The sequence below is a fragment of the Cupriavidus sp. SK-3 genome (assembly GCF_000611145.1).
GTDB lineage: Bacteria > Pseudomonadota > Gammaproteobacteria > Burkholderiales > Burkholderiaceae > Cupriavidus.
The window spans coordinates 983-20047 of the sequence record NZ_JFJV02000042.1; the positions used below are offsets into that span (position 1 = coordinate 983).

The window sequence follows — 19065 nt, forward strand, 5'->3', positions numbered from 1 at the left end:
CGCCGCAGCGCCTGCACCGGTGCCCAACAAGGGCGATACCGCTTGGCTGCTGGTTTCCACGGCGTTCGTGATCCTGATGACGCTGCCGGGCCTGGCACTGTTCTACGGCGGCCTGGTCCGCTCGAAGAACATGCTGTCGGTGCTGATGCAGTGCCTGGTGATCTTCTCGCTGGTGTCGCTGCTGTGGGCCATCTACGGCTACAGCTTCGCCTTCACCGAGGGCAATGCCTTCTTTGGCGGCACCGACCGGCTCTTCATGAAGGGGCTCAACGTCGATGCCGTGGCTGCCACCTTCAGCAAGGGCGTGGTGGTGCCGGAACTGGCTTACTTCGCGTTCCAGTGCGCTTTCGCGGCCATTACCTGCGGCCTGATCATCGGCGCCTTCGCCGAACGCGCCAAGTTCTCGGCCGTGCTGGTGTTCGTGGTGCTGTGGTTCACCTTCTCGTACATCCCGATGGCCCATATGGTCTGGTTCTGGCCCGGCCCTGACCTGTACACCGACGCGGCGGCAGGTACCGCAGCCACCGCCAAGGCTGGCTGGCTGTTCCAGAAGGGCGCGCTCGACTTCGCCGGCGGCACGGTGGTGCACATCAACGCAGCCGTCGCTGGCCTGGTGGGTGCCTTCATGTTCGGCAAGCGCATCGGATTCGGCCGTGAGGCCCTGCGTCCGCACAGCCTGACCTTCACCATGGTCGGCGCCTCGCTGCTGTGGTTCGGATGGTTCGGTTTCAACGCCGGTTCGGCGCTGGAAGCCAACGGTTCGGCTGCGCTGGCCTTTGTCAACACGCTGCTGGCGACCTGCGCCGCAGTGCTGTCCTGGACCTTCGGCGAATGGATCAGCAAGGGCAAGCCCTCGATGCTGGGCGGCGCTTCGGGCGCGGTGGCAGGCCTGGTGGCCATCACCCCGGCGGCCGGCTTCGTGGGCCCGATGGGCTCCATCGTGATGGGTATCGCCGCTGGCCTGCTGTGCCTGTGGGGCGTGACCGGCCTGAAGAAGCTGCTGGGCATGGACGACTCCCTGGATGTCTTTGGCGTGCACGGCGTGGGCGGCATCCTGGGTGCGTTGCTGACCGGCGTGTTTGCCTCGCCGAGCCTGGGCGGCACGGGGATTTACGACTACGTGACCAACAAGGTGGCGGACGACTATTCGATCATGGGCCAGTTGTGGATCCAGTTCGAAGGCGTGCTTACCACCATCGTGTGGTCGGGCGTGGTGGCCTTCGTGGCCTTCAAGCTGGTGGATATGCTGATCGGCCTGCGGGTGCCGGAAGAGGAAGAGCGCGAGGGCCTGGATATCACCTCGCACGGCGAGACCGCGTATGAAGCCTGATCGCAATGGTGTTGTGCTGGAGAGCTGATTGGGAATCTTCTCTCAGGAGTTTCGCCCGGCCTTGTGCCGGGCTTTTTTCGTTCAGGCGGCACGCTTCGTGACGGCATCGGGGCGCATCCCGCCGTCATTGGCCGGGATGGCGGCGCTGTTCTTCGCAAAGTGCTTAAATCCGATCTTAAAAAGCTTCAATTGTTTTCAGGGGGTAGCGCACATACAGTGCGAGTGAGGCAGTTTCCTCCACCTGCAGAACGCTCCCCGTATCTGTCAGGCCATTTGAAAGCGCGGCTCCGGTCGCGCTTTTTTTTTCTGCCCGCGGCCCTCGCCGGCAGGTCGCCCGGAAGTGCCTCCGATTGCTCCTGCGCCGCCCCCCTTTTATTCCTGAGCCGCACCCCCATATCCGTATCCCTTATCCCTTATGCTGTCGCTCGCATATGCTTATTCAGGCGGCGCCAGCAGCCAATTGGCCGTTCCTCTACAATCTGGGCGAACGATAAAGACGATCACTAGGATGTATATGGTCCCGCATCTCATCACCGCGCTGAACGGTCCGCTGCTCGAGCTGGAAAAAAAGATCCTGGATGCGACGCCGTCCATCGAGCGCTGGTTCAGGCTGGAATGGCAGGAACATACGCCTCCGTTCTACTGTTCGGTCGACCTGCGCAATGCCGGCTTCAAGCTGGCCCCGGTCGATACCAACCTGTTCCCCGGCGGCTTCAACAACCTGGCGCCCGAAATGTTGCCCTTGGCCGTCCAGGCGGCCATGGCGGCCATCGAGAAGATCTGCCCGGACGCCAAGAACCTGCTGCTGATCCCCGAGCGCCACACCCGCAACATGTTCTACCTGCAGAACGTGGCGCGGCTGTCGCTGATCATGCGCCAGGCCGGTCTTAATGTCCGCCTGGGCTCGCTGTCCGAAGACATCACCGAACCGACCCCGATCGAGTTGCCCGACGGCCAGACGCTGGTGGTGGAGCCGCTGGCCCGCCTGGGCGCGCGCGGTCGCCGCCTGGGGCTGAAGGACTTCGATCCCTGCTCGATCCTGCTCAACAACGATCTCTCCGCCGGCATTCCGCCGATCCTGGAGAACATCAACGAGCAATACCTGCTGCCGCCGCTGCACGCGGGCTGGTCGACGCGCCGCAAGTCGAGCCATTTCGCCGCCTACGACGAGGTTGCCAAGAAGTTTGCCAAGCTGATCGACGTCGATCCGTGGATGGTCAACCCGTACTTCGCCAAGTGCTCGGGCATCGATTTCCACGAGCGTGTAGGTGAAGAGGCACTGGCCGACTCGGTCGAAGGCGTGCTCAAGAAGATCGCCAAGAAGTACCGCGAGTACGGCATCAAGGAAACACCCTATGTGGTGGTCAAGGCCGATGCGGGCACCTACGGCATGGGCATCATGACCATCAAGGATCCTTCCGAAATCAAGGGGCTGAACCGCAAGGAACGCAACAAGATGAGCGTCGTCAAGGAAGGCCTTGAGGTCAACGACGTCATCATCCAGGAAGGGGTGCACACCTTCGAGAAGGTCAACGAGGCGGTGGCCGAGCCGGTGGTGTACATGATCGACCGCTATGTGGTCGGCGGCTTCTACCGCGTCCATACCGGCCGCGGCAACGACGAGAACCTGAATGCGCCGGGCATGCATTTCGTGCCACTGGCCTTCGCGCCCAACGGCATTCCCGACAGCCATGCCAAGCCTGGCGCGGCGGTGCCGAACCGTTTCTACATGTACGGCGTGGTGGCGCGGCTGGCCTTGCTGGCGGCGTCGCTGGAACTCGAGAAGACCGACCCGAATCCGATTCTCTGACATGTCTGAAATGGCGCTGCCGCCGCTGGCGGCGCCTCGACGCGCCGCGCAAACCACGCGGCAACCCTGCGACCGGGACGAGCCATCATGCGTATTCTGTTTATTACCGATCCGCTGCACACCTTCAAGACCTACAAGGATTCGACGTACGCCATGATGGTCGAGGCGGTCGAGCGCGGGCACGAGCTGTTTTCCTGCCTGCAGTCGCAGCTGTCGCTGTCGGCCGACCAGGTGGAGGCGGTTGTGCATCCGCTGCAACTCACAGGCGATCCGCATGACTGGTACCGCACCGGCGAGGCCAGCCTGCAGCCGCTGACGGGCTTCGATGCCGTGCTGATGCGCAAGGACCCGCCGTTCGACATGGAATACGTCACCAGCACCTGGCTGCTGGAGCTGGCGGAGTCGCATGGCGCCAATGTGTTCAACAAGCCGCGGGCGATCCGCGACCATTCCGAGAAGCTGGCGATTGCCCGGTATCCCGAGTTCATCACGCCGACGCTTGTCACGCGGGATGCCGATCGTATCCGCGCTTTCCATGCGGAGCATCGCGACGTCATTCTCAAGCCGCTCGACGGCATGGGCGGGATGGGAATCTTCCGGGTCGGCCCGGACGGCTTGAACCTTGGCGCCATCATCGAGACCCTGGGCGAGGACGGCGCGCGCACCCTGATGGTGCAGCGCTATATCCCCGCCATCAAGGAGGGCGACAAGCGCATCCTGCTGATCGGCGGCGTGCCCGTGCCATATTCGCTGGCGCGCATTCCCAAGGATGGCGAAGTGCGCGGCAACCTGGCCGCGGGTGGTACCGGCCGCGCCCAGGAGCTTTCCGCGCGCGACCGCGAAATCGCCGAGTCGCTGGCGCCAGGCCTGTGGGAGCGCGGTTTGCTGCTGGTCGGGCTGGATGTGATCGGCGATTACCTCACCGAAGTCAATGTGACGAGTCCGACCTGTTTTCAGGAAATCACCCAGCAGACCGGCTTCCAGGTTGCCGCCATGTTTATCGATGCGCTGGAGCAAGCCGTGCAGGCCCGTGGCCGCTGAGCCGTTGGCGCCGCGCCAAACCGGTGCGTTGCGCTGAATCTCCAGCCAGCGTGCCTGCTACAATCGCGTCAATCCAACGGATTCACCACCATGGCAGGCATCCTGATCATCGCGCACGCCCCGCTGGCTTCGGCATTGCGCGAGTGCGCCGCCCACGTCTACTGCGGCCAGCCGCAACGGCTCGAAGCCATCGACGTCATGCCCGACGCCGAGCCCGCGGCCGTGCTGGCCGAAGCCCGGCGGCGCCTGGCCGAGGTCAGCGAAGACAATGGCGCGCTGGTGTTGACCGATATCTTTGGTGCCACGCCGGCCAATATTGCGGCCCGCCTCGCCGAGCCGGGCCGCGTCAAGGTGCTCGCCGGCGTCAATCTTCCCATGCTGGTGCGTGCCATTTGCTACCGTACCGAGAAACTCGACCAGCTTGCCCTCAAGGCGCTGGCGGGAGGCTCGCAGGGTGTGCTGCAGGTAGGCTCCACCACCGTCCAGAACCAGATCGCAAATCATCCCGACAAATATGCTGCAGAGGGACACCAACATCATCAATAAGCTCGGGCTGCATGCACGGGCTTCCGCCAAGCTGACGCAACTGGCGGGTAACTTCGTCAGTCAGGTCAAGATGTCGCGCAACGGTCGGCAAGTCGACGCCAAGAGCATCATGGGCGTGATGATGCTGGCCGCCGGCATCGGCTCCACCGTGACCATCGAGACCGACGGGCCCGATGAGCAAGAGGCGATGGACGCGTTGCTGGCGCTCATCGCCAACCGCTTCGGCGAAGGAGAGTAGGAAGCCGATTCGGGATGAGAGCGGCGGCACGGAACGCCGCGGCGCGCCTGGCCAGGGCCGCTTCGTTTCATCCTGGCACCGCTTCCAAGGTTGCTGGCCCTGGCCAGACTTTTTAAACGTTCCTGACGGAGCGGTACATGCCATTTGCCCTGCACGGCATCCCGGTCTCGCGCGGCGTCGCCATCGGGCGCGCGCATTTGCTGGCGCCTGCTGCGCTTGATGTCTCCCATTACCTGGTCGACGAAGACCGGCTCGAGGCGGAGGTGGAACGCCTGCGCTCGGCACGCGCGGCGGTGCGGGCCGAACTGGCCACGCTAAAGCGCGATCTCCCGCGCGAAGCCCCGGAAGAACTGGGCGCCTTCCTGGATGTGCATGCGATGATCCTCGACGACGAGGCGCTTGCGCGCGAGCCCGACGCACTGATCCGCAACCGGCGCTATAACGCCGAATGGGCGCTGACCACGCGGCTCGAAGAACTGATGCGGCAGTTCGATGAAATCGAGGACGAATACCTGCGCGAGCGCAAGGCGGATATCCGCCAGGTGGTCGAGCGCATTCTCAAGGTGCTGGCCGGCGCGGCCGTGCTGGCGCCGGCCCCGGCGCCGCCTTCGCCGCTGGCGCCCGATGGTGAGCCGGCACCCGGCGTGATCGTGGTGGCCCACGACATCTCGCCGGCCGACATGCTGCAGTTCCGCCATACCGTCTTCCACGGCTTCGTGACCGATCTCGGCGGGCGCACCTCCCATACCGCCATCGTCGCGCGCAGCCTCGACATCCCTGCCGCGGTGGGCGTGCAAAGCGCCAGCGAACTCATCCGCCAGGACGACTGGGTCATCATCGATGGCGATGCCGGCCTGGTCATCGTCGATCCGTCGGCCATCATCCTCGAGGAGTACCGCCACAGGCAGAGCGAGCGGGCGCTGGAGAAAAAGCGCCTGCAGCGCCTGCGCCATACGCCTGCCGTGACGCTGGACGGGCTTGAGATCGACCTGCTGGCCAATATCGAGATGTCCGAAGACGCGACCGCGGCGCTGACCGCCGGCGCGGTCGGCGTGGGCCTGTTCCGCTCGGAATTCCTGTTCATGAACCGGCGCGGGGAACTGCCCGACGAAGAAGAGCAGTTCCAGGCATATCGCGGCGCGGTGGACGCCATGCACGGGCTGCCGGTCACGATCCGCACCATCGATATCGGCGCCGACAAGCCGCTGGATGGCCGGGAGGGGCGCGACGGGCGCGGCGACGATTTCGAAACCGCGCTCAACCCCGCGCTGGGCTTGCGCGCGATCCGCTGGTCGCTGTCCGAGCCGGCCATGTTCCTGACCCAGTTGCGTGCATTGCTGCGGGCCTCGGCCTTCGGGCCGGTGCGGCTGCTGATCCCGATGCTGGCCCACGCGCGCGAGATCGACCAGACCCTGGACCTGATCGCACAGGCCAAGCGCCAGCTTGACGTCCGTGGCCAGGCGTTCGACCCGTTTATCAAGGTCGGGGCGATGATCGAGATCCCGGCCGCCGTGCTGATGCTGCCGCTGTTCCTGCGGCGCATGGATTTCCTCTCCATCGGCACCAACGACCTGATCCAGTACACGCTTGCCATCGACCGCGCCGATAACGCCGTGGCCCATCTCTACGACCCGCTGCATCCGGCGGTGCTGCAACTGATCGCGCGCACCATCCGCGAGGCCAACCACGCCGGCGTGCCGGTGGCGGTGTGCGGCGAAATGGCCGGAGATCCCGCCATGACCCGGCTGCTGCTGGGCATGGGACTGCGCGAATTCTCAATGCATCCTTCGCAGTTGCTGCGGGTCAAGCAGGAAGTCCTGCATGCCGACTGCCAGCGGCTGGAGCGGCTGGTCGAGCAGGTGCTGAGCGCCTACGAGCCGGAGGAACTGGCCTGCGCGCTGAAGCAGCTCTGATTGCGGCTGACAACCCTGGCGGGACTAAGGTTTTTCGGGAAATGCAACACTCTCAGTGAGCGTTACAAGGCACTTTTTTGGCGACTTGTGACGTTGTCTCAATCCACAATTTCCCGCGTAAGTGCCGCGTGATTGGCATATACATTTTGTGGCTTAATGGGAATTGTTATCATTTTCGATCTCTGATATTCTGACGTACATCGCGGGTGACATGCCGGTGTCACCCCTCTCCCAAGGAGGGATTTGTGTACGTTTGCATCTGCAATCAGGTTACTGACCGAGAAATCCATGGGGCCGCGCATCTTGGCGTGTCCACGCTCGACGAGCTGGCTGAAACGCTGGGCGTAGGCACCTGCTGTGGCCGTTGCCGCGAATGCGCGCAACAGGTCCTTTGCGAAGGCGTTGCCGCGGTCCGCAATGTCAAGGTCGCCACCATCCAGGTCGTGGACATTTCCTCCTGTTCGCCTTCGGGCCCACGTGCCATAATGGACACTCGGGACCCGGCAGTCGCGAACGATCAGCGTACCGAGCTGGTTGCTTGAACTCGCCCGTAACTATCAGGTTGCGGCGCGTTTTCGGTCGTTCAGACTGCATGCGGCGCGTCTTGCGCCGCTTCGCGTTTTTGCGGGGGCCCGTTGCTACAGGAGCCCCCTATGAAAGGTGACAAGAAAGTCATCCAACATCTGAACGCGCAGCTGAAGAACGAGCTGACCGCGATCAACCAATACTTCCTGCATGCTCGCATGTACCGCCACTGGGGCCTCAAGAAGCTCGGGGACGTGGAGTACAAGGAATCCATCGGCGAGATGAAGCACGCCGATCGCCTGATCGACCGCATCCTCATGCTCGATGGGCTGCCCAACCTGCAAGACCTCAACAAGCTGCTGCTGGGCGAAGACACCCCGGAAATGCTCAAGTGCGACCTGAAGCTCGAGCAAGGCGCGCATGCCACCGTCAAGGAAGGCATTACTTACTGCGAATCGGTGGGCGACTACGTTAGCCGCGAGATCCTGGTCGACATCCTGACCGACACCGAAGAGCATATCGAGTACCTCGAAACGCAGCTCGACCTGATCGACAAGGTTGGTCTGCCGAACTATCTGCAGTCGCAGATGGAGCCGGGCGAGCAGTAATCCGCCCAGCAGTCGGCCGCGGGTTCGCAAGAACGCAGTGGCCGCCCCCGCGCGGCGCCGTTCGGTGCTGCCGCCTCTCCCCGTATCCGGGTAGTAACCCTTCTCATTCGGATTCCCATTCCTTGCCAGTCGCTTCGCAGCCATCGCCGTTGCCGTGCCGGCGCCAGCTTGCCCGTGATCCGCGCGTGCAGCGGCGAGAGGCGCCAGATAGCATATAGGGTGCAGATGAGCCAGCGCACGCATTCACATTCGCAAACGCCACGAAACAGGAGCCGAGGATCATGGCAGAACCCATTCGCCTGACGCAGTACAGCCATGGTGCCGGCTGCGGCTGCAAGATATCGCCACAGGTGCTCGATGTGATCCTGGCCGGCAGCGGCAATCAGCATCTCGACCCGCGCCTGTGGGTCGGCAATGCCTCCCGCGACGATGCGGCCGTCTACGCGCTGGATGGGCTGGATCACGGCCGCGGCGTGGTTTCCACCACCGATTTCTTCATGCCGATCGTCGATGATCCCTTCGACTTCGGACGCATCGCCGCCACCAATGCCATCAGCGACATTTATGCGATGGGGGGCGATCCGTTGCTGGCCATTGCCATCCTCGGCTGGCCGGTGAAGTTGCTGCCACCCGAGGTGGCGCGCGAGGTGGTGGCCGGTGGTCGGCGCGCCTGCGAGGATGCCGGCATCCCGCTTGCCGGCGGGCATTCCATCGATGCCCCGGAGCCCATCTTCGGGTTGGCGGTGACTGGCGTGGTCGACCGCGCGCACCTGAAGCGCAACGATACCGCCACGGCCGGGTGCCGTCTTTACCTGACCAAGCCGCTGGGCATCGGCGTGTTGACCACGGCCGAGAAGCAGGGCCGGCTGCGCGCGCAGGATGCACACCTGGCGCGTGACTGGATGTGCGTGCTCAACCGCCCCGGCAGCCGTTTTGGCAAGCTGGCCGGCGTGCGGGCCATGACGGATGTGACCGGCTTTGGCCTGCTAGGGCACTTGGTTGAAATGGCCGATGGCAGCCGCCTTACCGCTCGCCTCGACTACGCCGCGGTGCCGCTGCTGCCGGAGGTCTTGCGCTATGTGGAGGCCGGCTGCGTGCCGGGCGGTACGCAGCGCAACTTCGATAGCTATGGCGCGCGGATTGGCGCCGGCATCGGCAACCAGGGCGGCTCGCTGAGCGAGGTGCAACGCGCCGTGCTGTGCGATCCGCAAACCAGCGGCGGTTTGCTGGTGGCGGTCGAGCCTGCCGGCGAAGCCGAGTTCCACGCTGCCTGTGCCGAGTTCGGCCTGGCATTGGCACCGGTTGGCGAGATGGTGGCGCAGGGCCAGTACGCCGTCGAGGTAATCTGATGCGCGACGATGCGTGCGATTTCCGCCGGCTCTTCCTGTCCGGTGCCGCTTTGCTCGATGTACGCGCACCGGTGGAATTCGCGCGCGGTGCGTTCCCCGGCGCGGTGAACCTGCCGCTGATGAACGACGACGAGCGCCACCAGGTGGGCTTGTGCTATCAGGAGCAGGGGCAGCAGGCCGCGATCGCGCTGGGCCACCGCCTTGTGAGCGGCGACGTCCGCGCCGCGCGCACCGCCGCCTGGGCGGCGTTTGCGCGGGCGCATCCGGAGGGCTATCTGTATTGCTTCCGGGGAGGCATGCGTTCGCAGATCGTGCAGCAGTGGCTGCGCGACGATGCCGGCATTGCCTATCCGCGCGTGACGGGCGGCTACAAGGCGATGCGCGCTTACCTGATCGACGTCATCGATGCCGCCGCCGCCGAGTGCGGCCTGCTGATACTGGGCGGGCTGACGGGCAGCGGCAAGACCGAGCTGATCGCCGACCTGATGGCTAGCCAGGATGCGGCAATCGACCTGGAGGGCGAGGCCCGTCATCGCGGTTCCAGTTTCGGCCGGCGCGCGGTCGCGCAGCCCACGCAAATCGATTTCGAGAGCGATCTGGCGGTCGCGCTGTTGCGCCACCGCGCGAGCGGGCGTGCCGCCCTGGTGGTCGAGGACGAAGGGCGCTTCATCGGCGCCCGGAACCTGCCGCAGTCCTTCTACCTCGCCATGCAGGCGGCGCCGCTGGTCTGGCTCGAGGAGCCTTTCGAGGCGCGCGTGGATCGTGTGCTGGAGGACTACGTGCTTGGCCTGTCGCAGGAATTCATCGAGGCGCTTGGCGAGGAGGCGGGATTCGCCGCTTATGCCGCACGCCTGCGGGATGCGATGGCGGCAATATCCAGGCGGCTCGGCGGAGCCCTCTACGGGCGGCTCTCCGACTTGCTGGGGCAGGCGCTGGAGCGCCAGGCCGAGTCGGGCCAGACCGAGTTGCACCGGGGATGGATCGGGATTTTGCTGCGGCAATACTATGATCCCATGTATGCCTACCAGCGCGAGCGGCGCGAGGCCAGGATCGTATTCCGCGGCGAGCGCGCCGCCGCGCTCGCCTTCCTGCGCGAGCGCACGCGCGCATGACTGGCGCTTAGCGGCCGGCGTCCCCGTGGGCCTCGCCGCCGCAGACTTCGCAGTCCGGCACGCGCCCAAGGCGCATGGTGGTCCATTCCATGCCGAGCGCATCGACCATCAGCAGCCGGCCGGCCAGGGTGGTGCCGATCCCCATCAGCAGCTTGAGCGCCTCTGCCGCTTGCACGGTGCCGACCATGCCCACCAGCGGCGCGAATACGCCCATGGTGGCGCAGGCCACTTCCTGCGCCGGCTGTGAGGGCGGGAACAGGCAGGCATAGCAGGGCGCGCCCGGCTGGCGGCGGTCGAACACGCTGATCTGTCCGTCGAAGCGCAGCGCAGCGCCGGACACCAGCGGCACGTTGTGCCGCACGCAGGCGCGGTTGACCGCCTGGCGCGTGTCGAAGTTGTCGCAGCAATCGAGCACCACATCGGCCCCGGCCACCAGTTGCGCCAGTTCGGCGGCGCCCACGCGAGCCTGCACCAGGCGGACGTCGATGCCGGGGTTGATGCGCAGCATGCCTTCGCGCGCGGATTCCACCTTGGGCCGGCCGACATTGGCGGTGGTGTGGATGACCTGGCGCTGCAGGTTGGTCAGGTCGACCACGTCGTCATCGACCACGGTAATGGTGCCAACGCCGGCGGAGGCCAGGTAGGGCAGGGCTGCGGCGCCCAGGCCTCCGGCGCCAATCACCAGCGCGTGGCTGGCCAGCAGCCGGCTCTGTCCCTCGATGCCGAGTTCGTCGAGCAGGATATGCCGCGAATAGCGCAGCAGTTGATCGTCGTTCATGGCGTGCAATGCAAAAGCGGCCCCGCGGGGCCGCTGTCGTCCATCAGGTTTTCAGGGAGTCTTGCCGGTCGGCGTGCCCAGCGGCGTTCCGATCGGTGCGCTCGCCGGCGGGGCGCTGGCTGGTGCCTTGCCGCCAGCTTTGGCCGGGGTGGTGCCAGACTTCGCGGATGCCGGCTTGGCCGGCTTGTCCGACACGGCCACGGCTTCGAGCTTGGACTTCGAGCGCTTGACCGGCTGGCCTTCGAGCTGTGCGATCGCCTGCTGCAGCATGAAGTCCTCGGCCGAACCGAATTCGATCGGCTTCTTCTTGCGTTCCTTGTCGCGCTCTTCCGGCGACTTCTTGGCGTTTTCTTCCTCCAGCCGGCGCAGCTCCTCGACGCGGCGCTGCTCGCGCTCGTTCATCTCGGGCTCCTCCGACTCCTGCTTGTTATGCAGGTGGCGCTCGGTGTCGATTTCACGCGTGATCAGCGCGTCGTCAGGATCGCCTTCCGGGTTCTGGTCGACCGGGATGTCCGGGCGGATGCCCTTGGCCTGGATCGATTTGCCCGTCGGCGTGTAGTAGTACGCGATGGTCAGCTTGATGCCGGTGTCGTTGGTGAGCGGACGCACGGTCTGCACCGAGCCCTTGCCAAAGGTGGTCTTGCCCATGATCAGCGCACGCTTGTGGTCCTGCAGCGCACCGGCGACGATTTCGGAGGCTGATGCCGAATAGGCGTTGGTCAGCACCACCATCGGGATTTTCTTGTACAGCGCCGGCAGGCTCTTGAGCGGATCGTCTTCGAGGGACGACAGCCGGTAGTTGTTGAACGTGGTCTTGTAGACGCGCTTGGCGTCGGGCACCTGGCCGTTGGTCGAGACCACGGTCACGTCATCGGGCAGGAACGCTGCCGCCACCCCGACCGCGCCTTGCAGCACGCCGCCGCCGTTATTGCGCAGGTCCAGGATCACGCCCTTCAGGTTCGGGTTCTTTTGCGCCAGTTCGTCCAGTTTTTTGCCCAGGTCCGCCACGGTGCGCTCCTGGAAGCTGGTCAGCCGCACCCAGGCCAGCTTGTCGTTGTCGATGAGCTTGGCCTTGACCGACTGCACGCGGATCTCGGCGCGCGTGATCGACACCGGGAAGGTGCGTTCCTCGCTCTTGCGATAGATCGTCAGCGTGACCTTGGTGCCTGGTTCGCCGCGCATGCGCTTGACAGCCTGTTCGAGCGGCAGGCCGCGCACGGGTTTGTCGTCGATACGGGTGATCAGGTCGCCGGGCTGGATGCCGGCACGGAAGGCGGGTGTGTCTTCGATCGGGTTGATCACCTTGACCAGTCCTTCTTCCTGGGAGATTTCGATCCCCAGGCCGGCGAAGCGGCCGCGCGTGCCTTCCTGCAGTTCCTTGAAATCCTTCTCGTCCAGATAGGCCGAATGCGGATCCAGGCTGGCGACCATGCCCTTGATGGCCTCAGTCAGCAGCTTCTTGTCATCGACCGGCTCTACGTACTCGCGCTTGATCTGTCCAAAGATGTCCGCCATCAGGCGCAGTTGCTCCAGCGGCAGGGGCCCTGAAGAGTTCTGCGCGGTGGCCGATAGCTGCAGCGTGGCGAGCACGCCGGCAACGAGTCCGGCAGAAACAAGACTTATGTTCTTGAGCGTCTTACGCATGAGGGCTGCCTGAACGTGTGAGGATTGTGCTGTGTCGGAGCCGGCCTGGCGTATCACACCGGCCGGTTTTGTCCGACAGTATAAGAGGGAGCGGCAAAAAAGGCCTGATCCACTGCATGAGGCGGCCGGGCGATGCGCCTGGGCGGCGCCCGCCCGGCCCTTGCCTCAGCGTGCCTTGCCCTGGTTCGCCACGGCGGCCAGGGAGGCGGCGATCGCTTCCTGGTCGCCCAGGTAGTAATGACGCAGCGGGCGCAGGTCGGCGTCCAGCTCGTACACGAGCGGGGTGCCATTGGGGATATTGATGCCAACGATATCGTCATCCGAGACCTGGTCCAGATACTTCACCAGCGCGCGGATGCTGTTGCCATGGGCTGCGATCACCACGCGCTTCCCCGATTTGATGTCGGGCGCAATGGATTCGTTCCATAGCGGCAGCACGCGGGCCACCGTGTCCTTCAGGCATTCGGTCAGCGGGATCTGCTCGTGCGGCACCTGGGCATAGCGCGGATCGTCGTACGCGACGCGCGGATCGTCCGTTTCGAGCGCCGGAGGCGGCGTGTCGTAGCTGCGGCGCCATACCAGCACCTGCTCGTCGCCGAACTTGGCGGCGGTCTCGGCCTTGTTCAGGCCCGACAGCGCGCCGTAGTGGCGTTCGTTCAGGCGCCATTCGTTCCGGACCGGGATCCACATCAGGTCCATTTCGTCCTGCACGTGCCACAGCGTGCGGATAGCGCGCTTCAGCACCGAGGTATAGGCTACGTCGAAGCCCAGGCCGGCTTCGCGCAGCAGCTTGCCTCCCAGCTTGGCCTGGGCCACGCCGGTGTCGGTCAGGTCGACGTCGACCCAGCCAGTGAAGCGGTTTTCGAGATTCCACGTGGATTCGCCGTGGCGGATGAGAACGAGTTTGTACATGCTGCTTCCAAAGCGTGAGAAACCTGTGTGCGCCATGCCACATACCGCCGCAGTTGTGTCAAGTAGGAGACAATGGCGGGTCGCGGGCACGAAACCGTCTATTTTATAATGCCGCCGACTCAACCCACCGGAATGCCAACGTGAATTTCTTCGCCGACTACAACAACCTTGCCTTGATCGCCCTCGCCGTGGTGTCGGGCGGCCTGCTGGCCTGGCCCGCCATCACGCGCGGAACCGCCGGCAAGACTGTCAATCCGGCCGCCGCGACCCAGCTGATCAACAAGCGCAATGCGGTGGTCGTGGATATCCGGGAAGCCACCGAATACGCCAAGGGCCACCTGCCGCAAGCCAAGAGCGCGCCACTCGCGGACCTTCCCAGCCGTGCCGCCGGCCTTGCAAAGGACAAATCCGTCCCAATCATCGTCGTGTGCCAGACCGGCCAGCGCTCGGGCAAGGGTCAAGCAGCCTTGAAGGAAGCCGGTTACAGTGAGATCTATTCGCTCGAAGGCGGCCTGGCCGCCTGGCAGCAAGCCGGCCTGCCCGTAGTCAAGTAAGGGGCGCCTGAAGCGGCTCCGGGGGCATGCCCCGTCGCCGCGCCAGCAGGGCGCCCGTCTTTGTCCGGTGTGGCGCAGTCCTGGCTTGCCGGCACCCGAGCTACGTCCAGAGTCCCGTTTTTCAAGGAGAACCGCATGGCCCGCGTTGTGATGTACAGCACGGTAGTTTGTCCGTATTGCCAGATGGCCGAGCGCCTTCTGAAGGCCAAGGGCGTCGACGCGATCGAGAAGATCCTGATCGACCGCGAGCCCGGCAAGCGCGAGGAAATGATGACGCGCACAGGACGGCGCACCGTGCCGCAGATCTACATCGACGAGACCCATGTGGGCGGCTTCGACGACCTCTCGGCGCTCGATCGCCAGGGCGGGCTGGTGCCCCTGCTGGCTGCCTGAAGGCCCCGCAGCCTCGGCGCGGGTGAATTCGTCACCCGCGTCATGTACCATATGCGTTTTCCAACCGGGTGCCGACCCGGGCCGTTAGCCGGGGCCATTCCAGCCCGTGGCGCAGATGGTCCGTACGCCAGGTGCCCAACGCCTCTTTCCGGAAGCCTTTCATGAGCGACCAGCAAAACAATCAGCAGGAAGACCAGCCGTTCTTCAACATCCAGCGTGTGTACCTGAAGGACATGTCGCTGGAACAGCCGAATTCGCCCGGCATCTTCCTCGAGACCGAAGCCCCGGCCGTGGAAGTGCAGGTGAACGTGGGTGCCTCGCAGTTGCAGGAAGGCATCTTCGAGGTGGTGGTGACCGGTACCGTGACCACCAAGGTGCAGGACAAGGTTGCCTTTCTGGTGGAAGCGCACCAGGCCGGCATCTTCGATATCCGCAACGTGCCGGTGGAGCAGCTCGACCCGCTGCTGGGCATCGCTTGCCCGACCATTCTCTACCCGTACCTGCGTGGCAACATCGCCGACGTGATCACCCGCGCCGGCTTCCAGGCCATCCACCTGTCGGAAATCAACTTCCAGGCGCTGTACGAGCAACGCCTGCAGGCAGCCATGGAAGAAGCCGAGGCCGCCCAGGGCGGCAACAGCGGCATCGTGATGCCCGACGGCAGCCAGGCTCGTCACTGATCCTGCTGTAGTCAGTTGCAAAGACGGGGCCTCGGCCCCGTTTTGTCTTTCCGGCCCGCGTTACTTGATGAATGCGGCTTTGAGGCTGAACCAGCGAGGCGAACGCCATGAAAATCACTGTCTTCGGTGCAGGTGCCTGGGGCACCGCGCTCGCCAGCCATGCCGCCGCGGCCCACGATGTGGTGCTGTGGGGGCGTGACGTCACGCAGCTGGCGGGCATCGGCGCCGATCGCGTCAATGCCACTTACCTGCCCGGCGTACCGTTGTCCGCGCGGCTTGCGGTCGAGCCGGATTTCGAGCGCGCCGCGGCGCATGCCGATGTCGAACCCGACGGTCTCGTGATCGTGGCCACGCCGGTCTCGGGCCTGCGCGAAATGACGCGCAGACTGGCCGCGCGCCAGACCGGCGCGTTGCGCATGCTTTGGCTGTGCAAGGGCTTCGAGGCCGGCACCAATGCACTGCCGCACCAGATGGTGCGCGAAGAACTCGATGCCGCCGGCCGTCTGCACGACACCAGCTACGGTGTGCTGACGGGCCCCAGCTTTGCCCGCGAGGTGGCGCTTGGCCTGCCGTGCGCGCTGACCGTGGCGGGCACGTCGCCCGCGCTCGCGGAACTGGCGCAGCATGCCTTCCATCACCATGCCATGCGCATTTACGGCAGCGACGACCTGGTCGGCGCCGAAGTCGGTGGCGCGGTCAAGAACGTGCTGGCGATCGCCACAGGCGCCAGCGATGGGCTGGGCCTGGGCCTGAACGCGCGCGCCGCGCTGGTGACGCGCGGCCTGGCCGAGATGACGCGGCTGGGCATGGCGCTGGGTGGCCGTGTTGAAACCTTCATGGGTCTGGCGGGCATGGGCGACCTGATCCTGACTGCCACGGGCGACCTCTCGCGCAACCGCAAGGTTGGCCAGCAACTGGCCGAGGGCAAGACGCTGGCGCAGATCCTGGCCGAACTGGGCCACGTAGCCGAAGGCGTGCGCTGCGCGCAGGCGGTGGCGGCGCTGGCAGCGGCAAAGGGCGTCGATATGCCGATCACGCGCGCGGTCTGCGCGGTGCTCTTCGAAGGGCTGCCCGCCGCCGACGCGGTGGCGCAGCTGCTGCAGCGCGACGCGCGCGACGAGTGAGCGCATGCTGACCCGGCAACCACTGCGGACCTCCCCCGCCTGGCCGGGCGCTGCGATTTGCCAGGGACGCGAGCCCTTTCCCGATTGATTTCATTGAATCCGGCGGCGATACGCTTGCGCATTTGCCACCGCCTTGCAACATGTCCCAAGACTTCATCGCGGCCCGCCGCCGCACCCTCATCGCCCTTGCCGCCGGCGCCATGTCCGGCATGGCAGGGACGGTAATGGCTTCGCCCGCGGCCTCCCAGCCCTGGCCAGCGCGCCCGATCCGCATGGTGGTGCCGTTCCCGGCCGGGTCCTCGCCCGACCTGATCGCGCGCCTGCTGACCGAGAAGCTGGCCGTCGCGCTCGGGCAGCCCGTGGTAGTGGAAAACCGCCCGGGCGCCGGCGGCAATATCGGCACCGGCATGGTGGCAAGGGCCGCGCCGGATGGCTACACCTTGCTGCTGACCATCAATGGCCCGCTAGTCACGGCGCCGACCCTGTCGCGCCATCTTGGCTACGACCCGGTGCGCCAGCTCGCGCCCGTGTCGCTGGTGGCAACTTCGCCCAATGTCCTGGTGGTGGATGCCCGCCTGCCGGTGCATGACGTACGCGAGTTCGTGGCGCTGGCACGGTCCCGTCCGGGCGTGCTGAACTACGGGTCGGTCGGCAACGGCAGCGCTTCCCACCTGGCGATGGAGCAGCTCAAGGCCGCGGCGGGGATCGACCTGCAGCACATTCCCTATCCGGGCTTCGCGCAGATCACCACCGCCATGGTCGGTGGCCAGGTGCAGGCTGGCTTCATGGTGCCGGCCATCGCCATGCCCCTGGTGGCTGCCGGCAAGCTGCGCATCATCGCGGTCACCACCAGCGGGCGCACCAGCCTGTTGCCCGCGGTGCCAACCGTGGCGGAATCCGGCTATCCCGGCTTCGAGGCGATCTCGTGGCAAGCGGTGCTGGCGCCGGCGGGAACGCCCGCGCCGGTGATCGACCGGCTCTATCGCGAACTGGTGGCCATCATCGGCAGCGAGGATGTGCGCGCCAAGATGCGAGCCCAGTATTTCGTGCCGGCAGGGACGGCGCCACAATCGCTGCGCCAGACCATGGCGAGCGAAAAAGCGCGCTGGGACAAGGTGATTCGCGTCGCCGGCGTGCAGCCGGAATAAAGCGCTTTCGTCAGGCCGGATCAGGCGCCGCCGGCAAAGCCGTTCTGGCGCCAGGCTTCGAACACGACGACCGCGACGGTATTGGAGAGGTTGAGGCTGCGGTTGTCCGGCCGCATCGGCAACCGGATGCGCTGCGTGGCGGGAAACCACTCGCGCCGCTCCGGCGCCAGGCCGCGCGTTTCCGAGCCGAACACGAACCAGTCTCCAGGCTGGAAGCCGACCTGTCCGAACGGCGTCGAGCCGTGCGTGGTCAGCGCGAACATGCGGGCGGGGTCGGGCTGTTCGCTTTCCATGAGCGCATCCCAGTTCTCGTGCACGCGCATGCTGGCGTACTCGTGATAGTCCAGCCCGGCACGGCGCATGCGCGCATCCTCGAGCGGAAAGCCGAGCGGCTTGACGAGGTGCAGGCGCGCGCCGGTGTTGGCGCACAGGCGAATCACATTGCCGGTATTCGGGGGGATCTCGGGTTCGACCAGGACGACATTGAACATGGGAGTGGGCGGGCCGGAGGCACCGTAGCCGTGAAACGCTGCGCAGCTTACCCTGCCGGGGGCCGCCTGTCACGCCGCGCAGTGGCGGGGAGGGTCAGCGCGTACTTCACTGGATGGCGGCGCCGGGCCTAGGGTGTGCGCAGCGCCACCAGCAGCGTCACACGCGTTGCGCCGTGAGCCTTCAGGACCCGCGCCGCTTCGCCCAGGGTGGCGCCGCTGGTCATCACATCGTCGACCAGGCCGACATGCAGGCCCGCGACATCGTGCCCGGGTCCGAGGCCGAAGGCGTCTTGCAAGTTGGCCTGCCGCGCGGCCAGGTCCAGTGTGGCCTGCGCCGGGGTATCGCGCAGGCGCGCCAGCAGCGTCGGGGCGGCGCGCACACCGAGACGGCGTGCCAGTGGCCGCGCAATTTCCCAGGACTGGTTGAAGCCACGTTCCGCCAGCCGCCGCGGGGACAGCGGAATCGGCGCCAGCACATCGGGCTGCGTCAGTCCGCACGTGGCGGAAGCGGCCTGCCAGCGGCTTGCCAGTTCGCCCGCGAGCCAGTCCGCCAGCGGCAGCACGCCGCCGAATTTCAGCGCCAGCACCGTGCCGTCCTGCGGGCTGGCGTAGTCGCCGAGCGCGAGGGTGGCATCGAACGGCGGCGGTTCATAGCGGCATTGGCTGCAGATCGGCGCATTGCCCGGCCCCGCGGCGCGCCCCAGGGGGCGGGCGCAGCAGCGGCAGCGCGGCAGCGGCGCCAGCAGCTCCTCCGCGCAGCCGGCGCAGACGGTTTCGTCCTGCACCGTGCCGCACAGCGCGCAGGCCGCCGGCAGCAGCGCGCGCATCCAGCGCCGCGCATGCTGGCGCAGTGTGCTGTCGCGGGGGCA

At 65.8% G+C, this 19065-nt stretch carries 20 protein-coding genes; 15 read left to right on the forward strand and 5 right to left on the reverse strand.

Annotated features, from left to right (window positions below):
* From CF70_RS04540 to mnmH, 10 genes are all read left to right on the forward strand, one after another.
* Positions 1 to 1330: ammonium transporter (locus CF70_RS04540; RefSeq protein WP_304413162.1), on the forward strand; the 1330-nt coding region annotated here is incomplete at its 5' end.
* A 514-nt stretch (positions 1331 to 1844) separates the two neighbouring features.
* Positions 1845 to 3140 (forward strand): glutamate--cysteine ligase, encoded by a 1296-nt coding sequence (gene gshA, locus CF70_RS04545; protein ID WP_035861103.1) that lies wholly within the window; start codon positions 1845 to 1847, stop codon positions 3138 to 3140.
* A gap of 87 nt (positions 3141 to 3227) precedes the next feature.
* Positions 3228 to 4181, forward strand: coding sequence for a glutathione synthase (gene gshB, locus CF70_RS04550; protein WP_035860995.1), 954 nt, complete (start codon positions 3228 to 3230; stop codon positions 4179 to 4181).
* 90 nt (positions 4182 to 4271) lie between these two features.
* Entirely contained in the window at positions 4272 to 4727 is a 456-nt protein-coding gene (locus CF70_RS04555) for a PTS sugar transporter subunit IIA (protein WP_035860999.1), read from the forward strand.
* On the forward strand, positions 4696 to 4965 hold the full coding sequence (locus CF70_RS04560) for an HPr family phosphocarrier protein (RefSeq protein WP_035861002.1): 270 nt from the start codon (positions 4696 to 4698) through the stop codon (positions 4963 to 4965). Before CF70_RS04555 ends, CF70_RS04560 begins: the two co-directional genes overlap by 32 nt.
* Positions 4966 to 5102: 137 nt before the next feature.
* On the forward strand, positions 5103 to 6878 hold the full coding sequence (gene ptsP / locus CF70_RS04565) for a phosphoenolpyruvate--protein phosphotransferase (protein ID WP_035861004.1): 1776 nt from the start codon (positions 5103 to 5105) through the stop codon (positions 6876 to 6878).
* A gap of 245 nt (positions 6879 to 7123) precedes the next feature.
* Positions 7124 to 7420, forward strand: coding sequence for a (2Fe-2S)-binding protein (locus CF70_RS34420; protein WP_081862018.1), 297 nt, complete (start codon positions 7124 to 7126; stop codon positions 7418 to 7420).
* Positions 7421 to 7531: 111 nt separating this feature from the next.
* A complete protein-coding gene (gene bfr, locus CF70_RS04570) occupies positions 7532 to 8011 on the forward strand; it encodes a bacterioferritin (RefSeq protein ID WP_035861007.1) in 480 nt (159 codons plus the stop codon).
* Positions 8012 to 8292: 281 nt separating this feature from the next.
* Positions 8293 to 9360 (forward strand): selenide, water dikinase SelD, encoded by a 1068-nt coding sequence (gene selD / locus CF70_RS04575; RefSeq protein WP_035861010.1) that lies wholly within the window; start codon positions 8293 to 8295, stop codon positions 9358 to 9360.
* On the forward strand, positions 9360 to 10472 hold the full coding sequence (gene mnmH / locus CF70_RS04580; protein ID WP_035861012.1) for a tRNA 2-selenouridine(34) synthase MnmH: 1113 nt from the start codon (positions 9360 to 9362) through the stop codon (positions 10470 to 10472). The genes selD and mnmH overlap by 1 nt, the downstream gene beginning before the upstream one ends.
* A 7-nt stretch (positions 10473 to 10479) precedes the next feature.
* Here the strand turns inward: mnmH and CF70_RS04585 are convergent, their stop codons facing one another.
* The 3 genes from CF70_RS04585 to gpmA form a co-directional block, all read right to left on the reverse strand.
* Positions 10480 to 11250: a HesA/MoeB/ThiF family protein gene (locus tag CF70_RS04585; protein ID WP_035861013.1), complete on the reverse strand. Its 771-nt coding sequence runs from the start codon at positions 11248 to 11250 to the stop codon at positions 10480 to 10482.
* A gap of 51 nt (positions 11251 to 11301) precedes the next feature.
* Complete coding sequence (locus CF70_RS04590; RefSeq protein ID WP_035861015.1) at positions 11302 to 12894, reverse strand: S41 family peptidase; 1593 nt, start codon at positions 12892 to 12894, stop codon at positions 11302 to 11304.
* A gap of 165 nt (positions 12895 to 13059) precedes the next feature.
* Positions 13060 to 13806: a 2,3-diphosphoglycerate-dependent phosphoglycerate mutase gene (gene gpmA, locus CF70_RS04595; protein WP_035861017.1), complete on the reverse strand. Its 747-nt coding sequence runs from the start codon at positions 13804 to 13806 to the stop codon at positions 13060 to 13062.
* Positions 13807 to 13946: 140 nt separating this feature from the next.
* Here gpmA and CF70_RS04600 point away from each other — a divergent pair, with 140 nt between their 5' ends.
* The 5 genes from CF70_RS04600 to CF70_RS04620 all read left to right on the forward strand — a co-directional run bounded on the left by CF70_RS04600 (position 13947) and on the right by CF70_RS04620 (position 17705).
* Positions 13947 to 14360: a rhodanese-like domain-containing protein gene (locus CF70_RS04600; protein ID WP_035861019.1), complete on the forward strand. Its 414-nt coding sequence runs from the start codon at positions 13947 to 13949 to the stop codon at positions 14358 to 14360.
* 135 nt (positions 14361 to 14495) lie between these two features.
* The gene (gene grxC / locus CF70_RS04605) at positions 14496 to 14753 is read left to right on the forward strand and encodes a glutaredoxin 3 (RefSeq protein WP_035861020.1); all 258 of its coding nucleotides are present in this window, start codon (positions 14496 to 14498) and stop codon (positions 14751 to 14753) included.
* A gap of 161 nt (positions 14754 to 14914) precedes the next feature.
* Positions 14915 to 15433 (forward strand): protein-export chaperone SecB, encoded by a 519-nt coding sequence (gene secB, locus CF70_RS04610; protein ID WP_035861022.1) that lies wholly within the window; start codon positions 14915 to 14917, stop codon positions 15431 to 15433.
* 107 nt (positions 15434 to 15540) lie between these two features.
* A complete protein-coding gene (locus tag CF70_RS04615) occupies positions 15541 to 16557 on the forward strand; it encodes an NAD(P)H-dependent glycerol-3-phosphate dehydrogenase (RefSeq protein ID WP_035861025.1) in 1017 nt (338 codons plus the stop codon).
* A gap of 140 nt (positions 16558 to 16697) precedes the next feature.
* Positions 16698 to 17705 (forward strand): Bug family tripartite tricarboxylate transporter substrate binding protein, encoded by a 1008-nt coding sequence (locus CF70_RS04620; protein ID WP_414629423.1) that lies wholly within the window; start codon positions 16698 to 16700, stop codon positions 17703 to 17705.
* Positions 17706 to 17725: 20 nt separating this feature from the next.
* On the opposite strand, the gene trmL is transcribed toward CF70_RS04620, so the two are convergent.
* Positions 17726 to 18196, reverse strand: coding sequence for a tRNA (uridine(34)/cytosine(34)/5-carboxymethylaminomethyluridine(34)-2'-O)-methyltransferase TrmL (gene trmL, locus CF70_RS04625; RefSeq protein ID WP_035861028.1), 471 nt, complete (start codon positions 18194 to 18196; stop codon positions 17726 to 17728).
* Positions 18197 to 18324: 128 nt separating this feature from the next.
* The gene (locus tag CF70_RS04630; RefSeq protein ID WP_035861109.1) at positions 18325 to 19023 is read right to left on the reverse strand and encodes a ComF family protein; all 699 of its coding nucleotides are present in this window, start codon (positions 19021 to 19023) and stop codon (positions 18325 to 18327) included.
* Between the last annotated feature and the right edge of the window lie 42 nt (positions 19024 to 19065).